The sequence below is a fragment of the Candidatus Poriferisodalis sp. genome, assembly GCF_965208555.1.
In the GTDB taxonomy this organism is placed as follows: Bacteria; Actinomycetota; Acidimicrobiia; order Acidimicrobiales; family Poriferisodalaceae; genus Poriferisodalis.
This window is the reverse complement of sequence record NZ_OZ242342.1, coordinates 2060068-2073129: the sequence shown is the minus strand read 5'-3', so window position 1 is coordinate 2073129 and position 13062 is coordinate 2060068. Positions and strand designations below refer to the sequence as shown.

The 13062-nt window shown below is 66.4% G+C and carries 8 protein-coding genes; 1 reads left to right on the top strand and 7 read right to left on the bottom strand.

Features of this window, described 5'->3' with window-relative positions:
- Nucleotides 1-3 precede the first annotated feature (3 nt).
- Nucleotides 4-255, top strand: coding sequence for a MoaD/ThiS family protein (locus tag ACOGXE_RS09595; RefSeq protein WP_419930697.1), 252 nt, complete (start codon nt 4-6; stop codon nt 253-255).
- A gap of 62 nt (nt 256-317) precedes the next feature.
- On the opposite strand, the gene rpsJ is transcribed toward ACOGXE_RS09595, so the two are convergent.
- From rpsJ to ACOGXE_RS09560, 7 genes are all read right to left on the bottom strand, one after another.
- A complete protein-coding gene (rpsJ, locus tag ACOGXE_RS09590; protein WP_323671069.1) occupies nt 318-632 on the bottom strand; it encodes a 30S ribosomal protein S10 in 315 nt (104 codons plus the stop codon).
- Between the two features lie 46 nt (nt 633-678).
- On the bottom strand, nt 679-1863 hold the full coding sequence (tuf, locus tag ACOGXE_RS09585) for an elongation factor Tu (protein WP_419930696.1): 1185 nt from the start codon (nt 1861-1863) through the stop codon (nt 679-681).
- Between the two features lie 184 nt (nt 1864-2047).
- The gene (fusA, locus tag ACOGXE_RS09580) at nt 2048-4132 is read right to left on the bottom strand and encodes an elongation factor G (protein ID WP_419930695.1); all 2085 of its coding nucleotides are present in this window, start codon (nt 4130-4132) and stop codon (nt 2048-2050) included.
- A gap of 52 nt (nt 4133-4184) precedes the next feature.
- On the bottom strand, nt 4185-4655 hold the full coding sequence (gene rpsG / locus ACOGXE_RS09575; protein ID WP_419930694.1) for a 30S ribosomal protein S7: 471 nt from the start codon (nt 4653-4655) through the stop codon (nt 4185-4187).
- Nucleotide 4656: 1 nt separating this feature from the next.
- Nucleotides 4657-5028 (bottom strand): 30S ribosomal protein S12, encoded by a 372-nt coding sequence (gene rpsL / locus ACOGXE_RS09570; protein ID WP_419837519.1) that lies wholly within the window; start codon nt 5026-5028, stop codon nt 4657-4659.
- A 172-nt stretch (nt 5029-5200) separates the two neighbouring features.
- Entirely contained in the window at nt 5201-9139 is a 3939-nt protein-coding gene (locus tag ACOGXE_RS09565; RefSeq protein WP_419930693.1) for a DNA-directed RNA polymerase subunit beta', read from the bottom strand.
- 84 nt (nt 9140-9223) lie between these two features.
- Entirely contained in the window at nt 9224-12868 is a 3645-nt protein-coding gene (locus tag ACOGXE_RS09560; RefSeq protein ID WP_419930692.1) for a DNA-directed RNA polymerase subunit beta, read from the bottom strand.
- Nucleotides 12869-13062: the final 194 nt, after the last annotated feature.

The following is a 13062-nucleotide window of genomic DNA, read 5'->3' as shown; positions in this document are numbered from 1 at the left end:
CGAATGGCGGTCGTTCACTTCTCGACCGACCAGCGCCAGCACACCGGCGGCCTGTCGGAGATAGCGATCTCCGCGGCGAATGTACGCGAACTCGTGCGACAGCTCTCCGAGCTGTACCCGTCCCTGAACGCGCACCTCGTCGAGACGTCGTCAACGGCGGTCGCCATCGACGGCGAGATCATCCCGGACCCGTGGCTCGAAGAACTCGCCGAGACATCTGAGGTGCACTTAGTCCGCCCGCTTGCGGGCGGATAGACCAGCACAGCGGCCGCTCGCGGGCGGATAGACCAGCACAGCGCCCACGTGCGGGCGGAGATCTACGGCTGGACTTTGAGCTCGATCTCGACGCCGGCGGGCAGGTCGAGCCGCTGCAGCGAATCGACCGTCTTGTCGGTGGGATCGATCACGTCGATGAGGCGCTTGTGGATGCGCATCTCGAAGTGCTCGCGCGAGTCCTTGTCCTTGTGGGGGGACCGCACGACCGTGTAGCGATGCTTCTCGGTGGGCAGCGGCACCGGTCCTCGCACCTTGGCGTTGGTGCGCAGCACGGTCTCGGTGATCTTCTGCGCCGACTGGTCCACGATCTCGTGGTCGTAGGCCTTGAGACGCATCCGGATGCGAGGTGCTGCCATGTCGCTGCCTAACTGCGCTGGGGCGTAACTGCTGTGGGCCTGACCGCTACTGAAGGATCTTCGTCACCCGGCCGGAACCGACGGTGCGGCCGCCCTCGCGGATGGCGAAGAGCAAGCCCTCGTCCATCGCGATCGGGTTGATCAGCTCGACCGTCATCTCGGTGTTGTCGCCCGGCATGCACATCTCAGTGCCTGCGGGAAGGTCGACCACGCCGGTGATGTCGGTGGTGCGGAAGTAGAACTGCGGCCGGTAGTTCGAGAAGAACGGCTTGTGGCGGCCGCCCTCTTCCTTGGTCAGCACGTACACCTGCGCCTCGAACTTGGTGTGCGGGGTGATCGCGCCCTTGCGGGTGCAGACCTGGCCGCGCTCCACCTCGTCCTTGCCGGTGCCACGCAACAGCAGGCCGACGTTGTCGCCCGCCTGGCCCTGATCGAGGATCTTGCGGAACATCTCGACGCCGGTCACGGTGGTGGTCTGCGTGTCGCGGATGCCCACGATCTCGACCTCGTCGCCGCTGTTGATGATGCCCTGCTCGATCTTGCCGGTCACCACGGTGCCGCGGCCGGTGATCGAGAAGACGTCCTCGATCGGCATCAGGAACGGGCGGTCAGTGTCGCGCTCGGGTTCGGGCACGTACTCGTCGACTGCGTTCATCAGCTCGACGATCTGCTCGGCGGCGGCCGCGTCGCCCTCCAGCGCGTTCAGCGCGGAGACTCGGACCACCGGAACGTCGTCGCCGGGGAACCCGTACTCGCTGAGCAGCTCGCGTACCTCGAGCTCCACGAGCTCGAGCAGCTCCTCGTCGTCGACCATGTCGACTTTGTTGAGGGCGACCACGATGTAGGGCACGCCGACCTGGCGGGCCAGCAGCACGTGCTCACGGGTCTGAGGCATCGGGCCGTCCGCGGCGGACACCACCAGGACGGCGCCGTCCACCTGGGCGGCGCCGGTGATCATGTTCTTGATGTAGTCGGCGTGACCGGGCATGTCGACGTGCGCGTAGTGCCGGTTCCCCGTCTCGTACTCGACGTGCGCGATGGAGATCGTGATGCCGCGCTCACGCTCCTCGGGCGCCTTGTCGATCTCGTCGAAAGCCGTCGCCTGGCCGCCGAACTGTTCGGACAGCACACGCGTGATGGCAGCCGTCAGTGTCGTCTTGCCGTGGTCGATGTGGCCCATCGTGCCCACGTTGACGTGAGGCTTGGTCCGCTCGAAACGCTCTTTTGCCATGTCGTACCCGCCTTTCGGGGTTCTGCTCGCCTATCAGGGGTGAGTGAGGTGCAGGGATGCCTGTTGTCTTTGTTTCTTCAAGGTTCTGAACGGTGTGAGGCTAGGGATGCCGCGGCCCAGTTCCAATGGGATGGGCCAGTGACCGGCTGCAGGGCCAACCGCGGCCCGCCGGCAGCCGGCTGCGTCATTCGCCGCGGATGCGCTTGATGATCTCCTCAGCGATGGTGCGCGGCACCTGCTCGTAGTTGTCGAACTGCATGCTGTACGTCGCGCGGCCTTGGGTGCGAGACCGCAGGTCGTTCGCGTAGCCGAACATCTCCGACAGCGGCACCTTGGCGTCGATCACCTGGTTCACGCCGCGCAGCTCCATCTGCCCGACACGACCGCGCCGCGAGTTGAGGTCGCCGATGACGTCGCCCATGTAATCCTCGGGTGTCACGACCTCCACCGACATGACCGGCTCCAGCAGCACCGGCCGCGCCAGCCGGGCCGCATCGCGCATGGCCATCGTGCCGGCGATCTTGAATGCCATCTCGGAGGAGTCGACATCGTGATGGTTGCCGTCGATCAGATCGACGGCCACGTCCACGAGCGGGAAGCCGGCCAGCGGACCGTTCTCCAGAGACGACTGCAAGCCCGCATCAACCGACGAGATGTACTCGCGTGGGATCACGCCGCCGCGGATGTGGTCTTCGAAGACGTATCCCTCGCCCGGCTCCGACGGCTTCAGGTTGATGACGACGACCGCATACTGGCCCGAGCCGCCCGTCTGCTTGATGTGGCGGTACTCGAATTTGTCGACTGGGGAGGTGATCGTCTCGCGGTACGCCACCTGCGGCTTGCCGATGGAGGCGTCCACCTTGAACTCCCGCAGCATCCGGTCGACCAGCACTTCGAGATGCAGCTCGCCCATGCCCGAGATCACCGTCTGGCCGGTCTCGTCGTCGGTCTTGACCTGGAAGGTGGGGTCTTCCTCGCTGAGCGCCGTGAGCGCCTTGCCCAGCTTGTCCTGGTCACCCTTGGACTTCGGCTCGACAGCGACGTGCACGACCGGGTCGGGGAAGTCGAGCTGTTCGAGCACGATCGGCTTGGACGAATCGCACAGCGTGTCGCCGGTGCGGGTGTTCTTCAGCCCGATGCCCGCGACGATGTCGCCGGTGGCGATGTCCTCACGGTCTTCGCGGTTGTTGGCGTGCATCTGCAGGATGCGCCCGATGCGCTCGCGGTTGCCGGTGGTGGTGTTGAGCACCTGGCCGCCGCGCTCGAACTTGCCGCTGTACACCCGGAAATAGGTGAGCTTGCCGACATGAGGGTCAGTCATGATCTTGAAGGCCAATGCCGAGAACGGCTCTTCGTCGCTGGGCTTGCGTTCCAGATCTTCCTTGCCATTCGTCGAGCGGCCCGCTATTGCCGGGATGTCGACCGGCGCGGGCAGGTACATCGTGACGGCGTCGAGCAGCGGCTGCACGCCCTTGTTCTTGAATGCGCTGCCGGTGAGCACCGGCACGATCTGTCCGTCGACTGTGCCCTGCCGGATTGCCCGCCGGATCGTGTCTGGGCTGACCTCGTCGCCTTCGAGGTAGGCCAGCATGATGTCCTCGTCGACATCGGCGAGCCGTTCGAGCAGCTTGCTGCGGTACTCGGCCGCCTGGTCGGCGAGATCGGCAGGAATGTCGACGGTGTCGTAGGTGGCGCCGAGGTCGTCGCCCTTCCAGACCACGGCGTTCATCTCGACGAGATCGACGACGCCTTCGAAGTCGGCCTCGAGGCCGATCGGCAGCTGCAGGACGGCGGTGTTGGGGGTCAGCCGGTCCTCGATGCTGGCCAGCGAGCCGAAGAACGAGGCGCCCGTGCGGTCCAGCTTGTTGATGAAGCACATCCGCGGCACTTCGTACCGGTCGGCCTGCCGCCACACGGTCTCGGTCTGCGGTTCCACGCCCGCCACGCCGTCGAACACTGCAACGGCGCCGTCGAGCACCCGCAGCGAGCGCTCCACCTCGACGGTGAAGTCGACGTGGCCCGGCGTGTCGATGATGTTGATGACGTGATCGTTCCAGTGGCAGGTGGTGGCAGCCGATGTGATCGTGATGCCCCGTTCCTGCTCCTGCTCCATCCAGTCCATCGTGGCGGCGCCGTCGTGGACCTCGCCGATCTTGTAGTTGACGCCGGTGTAGTAGAGGATCCGCTCCGTCACCGTGGTCTTGCCCGCATCGATGTGGGCCATGATCCCGATGTTGCGGACGCGGTCGAGAGGTTGCGTTCGAGCCATTTCAGCGTTGCCCCAATTGACCAGATATCCCGATCAGATCGCCAGCGATCCGTTACCAGCGGTAGTGAGCGAAGGCCTTGTTGGCCTCTGCCATGCGATGCGTGTCCTCACGCCGCTTGGCAGCCGAGCCGGTGCCGTTGGAGGCATCCATCAGCTCGTTCGCGAGTCGTTCTGACATGGTGCGCTCGCGCCGTTCGCGGGCGAAGCCAACGATCCAGCGGATCGCCAGCGCGGTCGCGCGGCGGGGACGCACCTCCACAGGCACTTGGTAGGTGGCACCGCCGACGCGGCGGCTCTTCACCTCGACTTGCGGCCGGGTGTTGTCGACCGCTCGCTTCAGAATCTCGAGCGGCTCGCCGCCCGTTCGCTCACCGACTAGATCCATCGCCTGGTACACGATGTGCTCGGCCAGCGACCGCTTGCCGCGCCGCAGCACCTTGTTGATGAACTGGGTCACGAGCGTGGAGTCGTAGACCGGATCGGGGGCGATGTCGCGACGGGGCGCTGCGCCTCGGCGGGGCATGTCAGGACTCCCGCTTGGCGCCGTAGCGCGAGCGTGCCTGCTGCCGGGCATTCACACCCGAAGCGTCCAGCGCGCCGCGAATGATCTTGTAGCGGACGCCGGGCAGATCCTTGACCCGGCCGCCGCGCACCAGCACGATGCTGTGCTCTTGCAGGTTGTGGCCCTCGCCCGGGATGTAAGCGGTCACCTCGACACCGCTGGTGAGGCGCACACGAGCCACCTTGCGCAGAGCGGAGTTGGGCTTCTTCGGCGTGTGCGTGTACACGCGGGTGCAGACCCCGCGCCGCTGGGGCGAGCCCTTCAACGCAGGCGTACGCACCTTCGTCGGCTTGGACTTTCGGCCCTTGCGGACCAGCTGCTGGATCGTGGGCACCAGAACCTCGGCGAGTAGGGAAACGGGGTGAGTTCGGGACTGTCAGCGGGGACAGGATGATGGACAGGAGTCGGGCAAATCCGCGCAATGCCCCACCTGGCAGCGCGCCGAAACCGGCTTTGAAGGCTAGGCAGCGCGCCTCAGCACGACAACCGTTCGCGGCGGCGATCGCTCAACTGGCGTCGGTGATCGACGCGACGTTCTCCTCGAACTCCCCCTCGCCGAATCCCGCCTCATCGCCGATCGAGGCCAGCCAAGCGGCCGGATCTTGGGCATCCTCGGACGACCAGAACTCCATCGGCTCGTACTCCGGGGCAATCGTGTCGATGTTGCGGTACACGTCCTGACCGGTGCCTGCCGGGATCAGCTTGCCGATGATGATGTTCTCCTTGAGGCCCTTCAAGCCGTCGCGGCGCGACTCGATGGCCGCCTCGGTCAGCACGCGGGTCGTCTCCTGGAACGAGGCAGCAGACAGCCACGACTCGGTCGCGAGCGATGCCTTTGTGATTCCCATGATGATCGGGCGGCCCTCGGCGGGGCGGCGGCTCTCAGCCACCAGTTCGCGGTTGGCCTCGCGGTAGATCCGCTGATCGACCTGTTCGCCGGGGAGGAAGGGCGAATCGCCCTGCTCGCCGACAAGCACCCGCCTGGTCATCTGGCGAATGATCAACTCGATGTGCTTGTCGTGGATCGACACGCCCTGCTCGCGGTACACCTTCTGGACCTCGGAGACGAGGTACTGCTGCGTCTCGCGCACGCCGCGGATCTCGATGAGCTCCTTGGGGTCGCGCGGGCCGTCCACGAGCGGGTCGCCGGCGCGGATGTCCTGCCCGTCGGTGACGGCAAGACGCGACATCGACGGCACCGTGTAGGTGTCCTCGGCGCCGTCATCGCCGATGACGTCGATCTGGCGTCCCCGACCGTCGTCCTCGCCGATGCGCACCACCCCCGAGCGACGAGCCAGGACCGCCTTGCCCCGCGGTGTACGGGCCTCGAACAGCTCGACGACGCGAGGCAGGCCGCCGGCGATGTTCTCGCCGCCGATGACACCGCCGGTGTGGAAGGTCCGCATGGTCAGCTGCGTGCCGGGCTCGCCGATGGACTGAGCGGCAATGACGCCGACGGCCTCGCCCACCTCGATGAGCTTGCCCGTCGCCAGCGACCCGCCGTAGGCCATGGCCGACACACCGAATTCGGAGTCGTCGGTGAGCGGGGACAGCACGCGGACCCGCGTGATCTCAGGGTCGTCGCGCAGCGCGATCAGCTCGTCCTCACCGACCAGCCTTCCGGCTTCGAGCACGGTGCCGTCGCTGAGCGTCACCTCCGCCGCGAGGCAGCGGCTGAACAGCCTGGTGTCGAGGTGCGTGCGCTTGTCCGGCCGGTCCGCGAAGACATCCTCGATCCACAGCCCGTTCACCGGACCGGGGCGGTCGAAGGGGTTCTCGCTGTTGATGATGAGCTCCTGGGCCACATCGACGAGGCGGCGGGTCAGGTAGCCCGAGTCAGCAGTCCGCAGCGCCGTGTCGACCAGCCCCTTGCGGGCACCGGGCGTGGAGATGAAGTACTCCAGTGTCGCGAGGCCCTCGCGATAGGACGACTTGATGGGTCGCGGGATGATGTCGCCGCGGGGGTTGGCGACCAGCCCGCGTATCGCGGCGATCTGGCGCACCTGCATCATGTTCCCGCGTGCGCCCGATCCGACCATCATGTCGATCGGGTTGAAGGTCGTGCGGGCCAGCTCGGCCTCGAGCGAACGGCGCACCTCATCGGTGGCGTCGGTCCAGATCTCGACTTCCTTCTGGCGCCGCTCGCCATCAGTGATGATGCCGCGCCGGAACTGGGTCTCGACACGTTCCGCCTCGCCCTCGTGACGCTCGAGGATCTCCGCCTTGTCGGGCGGGGTGCGCACATCGTCGACCGAGATCGTCAGACCTGAACGGCTGGCGTAGGCGTAGCAGAGATCCTTGATGTGATCGAGGCTGATGGCGATGTCGCTGGTGGAGTAGTTGTCGGACAGCGCGCGCACGATGCGACCCATGTCGCCCTTGCGCACCGGCCGGTTCACGTACTCGAAGTCGTCCGGGAGCGCAGCGTTGAACAGCGCCCGGCCCGGAGTGGTGGCTGCGTAGCCGCCGTTGCCGTCGCTGAGCTGACCGATGCGCCACTCGATGGGCTGATGCAGCCCGAGCTGGCCCAGATCGAGGGCCTGCTCGATCTGGTGCAGGTGGCGGAAGACGGGCTTGTCGACATCCACGTCATCGGCGGTGCCATCGTGGCCGCGCAGCTCGGTCAGGTAGTAGCTGCCGATGAGCAGGTCCTGACTCGGCACGGTCATAGGCCGGCCGTCGGCGGGGCTCAGGATGTTGTTGGCCGACAGCATCAGCACCCGCGCCTCTGCCTGCGCTTCGGACGAGAGCGGCAGGTGCACGGCCATCTGGTCGCCGTCGAAGTCGGCGTTGAAGGCGGCGCACACGAGCGGGTGGATCTGGACTGCCTTGCCTTCCACCAGCAGCGGCTCGAAGGCCTGGATGCCCAGCCGGTGCAGCGTGGGCGCCCGATTCAGCAGCACCGGGTGCTCCTTGATGACGTCTTCGAGCACGTCCCAGACGTCGGCCCGCCGGCGCTCCACCATCCGCTTCGCGGACTTGATGTTCTGCGCTATCTCCGAGTCGACCAGCCGCTTCATGACGAACGGCTTGAACAGCTCGAGCGCCATCAGCTTGGGAAGCCCGCACTGGTGCAGGCGCAACGTGGGTCCGGCGACGATGACCGAGCGGCCCGAATAGTCCACCCGCTTGCCCAGCAGGTTCTGGCGGAAGCGGCCCTGCTTGCCCTTCAGCATGTCTGACAGCGACTTCAGCGCGCGGTTGCCGGGGCCTGTCACAGGACGGCCCCTTCGGCCGTTGTCGAACAGCGCATCGACCGCCTCTTGCAGCATGCGCTTCTCGTTGTTGACGATGATCTCCGGCGCCCGAAGATCCAACAGGCGCTTCAGCCGGTTGTTGCGGTTGATGACACGCCGGTACAGGTCGTTCAGGTCGGACGTCGCGAAGCGGCCGCCGTCGAGCTGCACCATCGGGCGCAGGTCCGGCGGGATGCACGGCACGGCATCCAGGATCATCGCCCGCGGATCGTTGACGCGGCGCCCGTGCTCGTCTCGCCGGTTGAACGCGCTCAGAATCTTGAGACGCTTGATCGCCTTCTGCTTGCGCTGCGCGGACAACGGCCGGCGCCCGTCGGAGGCCTCGATGGCGGCTCGAAGCTCGGCTTCCTCGACGTCGAAGTCCATGTTGGCCATGAGCTGCGCGATGGCCTCGGCGCCCATGCCGCCCTCGAAGTACTGGCCGTAACGGTCCTCCAGCTCGCGCCAGAGGTCCTCGTCGTCGACGATCATCCGCTCGTGCAGGTCGCGCAGCGCCGCAAAGGCCCGCTCCACGAGGTCCTTCTCTTCGTTCGCCTCTTCGTCAATGGCCTCGAGGTCGCGTTCGGATTCGCGCTGTGCCGAGCGCAGCTCGCGCTCCTTGGCGTCGTCCGCCTCCAGCGAGGCGAGCTCGCTCTCCAGCTCCGCGAGCCGCTCGGCCCGGCGCTCTGCGAGCTCCTCGTCGATGACGGCGAGCTCCTCGGCCTTCTCGGCTTCGAGCCGCGGCAGGTCAGCGTGCAGCTTCTCGCTCTCGACCTTGGTGACGAGATTCGCTGCGAAGTAGATGACCCGCTCCAGCGCCTTGGCCTTGAGCTCCTGGCGGGGATCCAGCCCGGTCAGGAAGTAGGCCAGCCATGAGCGGGTGCCGCGCAGGTACCAGATGTGCACCACCGGAGCGGCCAGCTCGATGTGGCCCATGCGTTCGCGCCGCACCTTGGAGCGGGTGACCTCGACACCGCAGCGCTCGCAGATGATGCCCTTGAACCGGACGCGCTTGTACTTGCCGCAGCCGCACTCCCAGTCCTTGGTGGGACCGAAGATCTTCTCGCAGAACAAGCCGTCCTTCTCGGGCTTGAGCGTGCGGTAGTTGATGGTCTCCGGCTTGCGGACCTCGCCGTTGGACCAAGTGCGGATGGCGTCGGCGGTGGCCAAGCCGATCCGGATGTCCGAGAAGTCGTTGACGTCGATCATGTGTGCTGTCCGGCTCTGTGTGTCGTGGGAGTTCTTGCGGTCTGTGCTGAATTGCCCTCGCAGGGGCTCGGGTCTGTGCGCTGATCAGATGCGCTGCTGGCGGCGCAGCTCGTCTTCTTCATCGGTGCCGCGCTCGGGCCTGCTGATGTCGATGCCCAGCGATTCCTCGGCGCGGAAGACGTCCTCGTCCAAGCCCTGGATGTCGATCTGCTGCCCGGCGGTCGACATGACTTCGACGTTCAGGCAGAGCGCCTGCATCTCCTTGATGAGCACCTTGAAGCTCTCGGGGATGCCGGGCTCGGGAATGTTCTCGCCCTTGACGATCGCCTCGTACACCCGCACCCGTCCCAGCACGTCGTCGGACTTGATGGTGAGCAGCTCCTGCAGGCAGTAGGCGGCGCCGTAGGCCTCCAGCGCCCACACCTCCATCTCGCCGAAGCGCTGGCCGCCGAACTGCGCCTTGCCGCCCAGCGGCTGCTGGGTGATCATCGAGTACGGGCCCGTCGAGCGAGCGTGGATCTTGTCGTCGACCAGGTGCGCCAGTTTCAGGATGTAGCTGTAGCCGACCATGATCGGCTCGTCGTAGGCCTCGCCGGTGCGCCCGTTGAACAGCACGGTCTTGCCCGTGCGGGTCATGAGGCGCTCGCCGGTCCCGCCTTCCTTGATCCACTCGGGTCGCAGGTTCTCCAGCGTCTGCTGGATGGTGGGATGCCGACCCGCGGCCTCGACCTCATCCCAGCGCGCGCCGTCGAACACCGGCGTTGCGATGAACACCGACGGCTCGGTGGTGGGGCGGGTCTTGCGGGCGGTGTTGCTGACCGGCTCCTTGCCGATCATCTCGGCGTTGCCGCCCCCGTCGGTGGCCTTCCAGCCCCAGCGCGCTGCGTAGCCCAGATGGGCCTCGAGCACCTGGCCGACGTTCATGCGGCTCGGCACGCCCAGCGGGCTCAGGATGATGTCGACGGGTGTGCCATCAGCCAGATACGGCATGTCTTCGACCGGCAGGATCTTCGAGATCACGCCCTTGTTGCCGTGGCGGCCGGCGAGCTTGTCGCCCACGCTGATCTTGCGCTTCTGGGCCACGTACACCCGCACCAGCTGGTTCACGCCGGGCGGCAGCTCGTCGTCATCGTCGCGGCTGAACACGCGGATGTCGGTGACGACGCCGTTCTCGCCGTGAGGCACCTTGAGCGAGGTGTCGCGCACCTCGCGGGCCTTCTCGCCGAAGATGGCGCGCAGCAGCCGCTCCTCAGGCGTGAGCTCTGTCTCGCCCTTGGGGGTGACCTTGCCGACCAGCACCGCACCCGGCTCGACCTCGGCGCCGATGCGGACGATGCCCTGCTCGTCGAGGTCGGCGAGGATGTCGTCAGCCAGGTTGGGGATGTCCCGGGTGATCTCTTCCGGCCCCAGCTTGGTGTCGCGGGCGTCGATCTCGTACTCGTGGATGTGGATCGACGTGAGTACGTCGTCCTTCACCAGGCGCTCCGACAGGATGATGGCGTCCTCGAAGTTGTAGCCCTCCCAGGCCATGTAGGCCACCAGGAGGTTCTTGCCCAGTGCCAACTCGCCGTGATCGGTGGACGGCCCGTCCGCGATCACCTGGCCGACCGACACCTGGTCGCCCGGGCGGACGAGGGCCTTCTGATTGATGCAGGTGTCCTGGTTGGAACGCCGGAACTTGAGCAGCGGGTAGACGCGCTCGTTGCCGTCACCGGCTTCCAGGACGATGTGGTCGCCGGTGACCTCGGTGGCTGTCCCCTCGGTCTGCGACAGCACCATCTCCGCGGCGTCGGCCATGGCGAGGCCCTCGATGCCGGTGCCGATGTACGGCGCCTCGGCCCGCAGCAGCGGCACCGCCTGGCGCTGCATGTTGGCGCCCATGAGCGCCCGGTTGGCGTCGTCGTGCTCGAGGAACGGGATGAGCGCCGTGGCCACCGACACGATCTGCTTCGGCGAGACGTCCATCAGCTGGACCTCGGATGCCGGCACGTAGCTGATCTCGGTGGTGGCAGCGAAGTAGGTGTCGCGCTCCATCTGCAAGCGGAGATCCTCGAGGCTGGCGCCTTGAGGGCTCTTGCGCACCAGCACGCGGGGATTGCGGAACGATCCGTCGGGGTTGAGCGGCGCGTTGGCCTGCGCCACCACGAACTCTTCTTCCTCGTCCGCGGTCAGGTAGCGCACCTCGCTGGTGGCCTTGCCGTCAACGATGACCCGGTAGGGCGATTCGATGAAACCGAACTCGTTGACGCGCGCAAAGGTGGCCAGCGCCCCGATGAGGCCGATGTTCGGGCCCTCCGGCGTCTCGATGGGGCACATGCGGCCGTAGTGGCTGAAGTGCACGTCGCGCACCTCGAAGCCGGCCCGCTCCCGGGACAGGCCGCCGGGGCCGAGCGCGGAGAGGCGGCGGCGGTGGGTGAGGCCTGACAGCGGGTTCACCTGGTCCATGAACTGGCTGAGCTGGCTGGTGCCGAAGAACTCCTTGGTGGCTGCCACCACCGGCCGGATGTTGATCAGCGTCTGCGGCGTGATGGCCTCGACGTCCTGGGTGGTCATGCGCTCGCGCACGACCCGCTCCATGCGGCTGAGGCCGATGCGCACCTGGTTCTGGATCAGCTCGCCCACCGAACGGATGCGGCGGTTGGCGAAGTGGTCCTGGTCGTCGAGCCGGTAGCCGGGTTCGGCATTCGCCAGGTGCAGCAGGTAGCTCGCCGTGGCCAGGACTTCGCTGCGGGTGAGCACCGTGGAATCGGGATCGGGACGGATCAACTCGGGATGCTCGAGTGCGTCGGGGTGATCAGCGTCGATGAAGTTCAGGCCGAACAGCTCGGACACGCGGTCGAGTTCGGGGCCGAGCTTGCGGTTCAGCTTGTAGCGGCCGACCTTGGACAGCGAGTACCGGCGCTCGTCGAAGAAGGCGTTCTGGAAGTAGTTGGACGCGGCATCCGGCGTAGCCACTTCTCCAGGGCGGACCCGCTTGTAGAGCTCGAGCAGCGAATCCTGCTGGTTCGGCGCAACATCGCGGTCCTTCTCCCACTGGGGCTCCAGGAAGTCGAAGTGCTCGACGAACCGCTCGAGCAGGCCGGGATGGCGGTCTTCGCCGTAGCCCAGCGCCCGCAGCAGCGAGAAGATGCTGAGACGACGCTTGCGGGCCACCCGGCTGCCGGCGGTGGGATCTTTGCCCGGCTTGTGCTCGACGTCGAACTCGATCCACTCGCCGCGGTAGGGGTGAATGGTGGCCGTCACCAGCTGGTGCTTCGACATGTTCCGCAGCCGGTAGCGCTCACCGGGCTGGAAGATGACGCCGGGCGAGCGCACGAGCTGGCTCACCACCACCCGCTCGGTGCCGTTGATGATGAACGTGCCCTTGGGAGTCATCATCGGGAAGTCGCCCATGAACACGGTCTGGGCCTTGACCTCGCCGGTGTGGGCGTTCTTGAACTCGGCGCGCACGAAGATCGGCGCCGAGTAGGTCATGTCGCGTTCCTTGCACTCCTCCACAGAGAACTTGGGCGGCGGGCGCAGATCCTCGTCATGGGGATCGAACGAGAAGACCAGCTGCAGATGCCCGCCGAAATCGCTGATGGGGCTGATGTCGGAGAACGTCTCCGCGAGGCCGACATCAAGGAATCGTTGGAAGGAGTCTTTCTGGATGGACACGAGGTCCGGGAGTTCCAGGACTTCGTCGAGGTTGCCGAACGAATAGCGTTCGCGGCCGACACGAGACGACAACGGACTCTCCTAGTGGTTCAGTTGTTCGGGATGGGTCACCGGCGACTGCACGCGGCAGGCGACGAGGGGACGGAAGCGCGCGCAGTCGCAGGCGTCCGCAGCAAACAGGGAGCCCACCTGTGGGCTTCGATGCTGGGGACTGGTGGGTGCGCGAATAGGGAGGCCACCTGTGCCACGGCCTTGGCAACGCTATC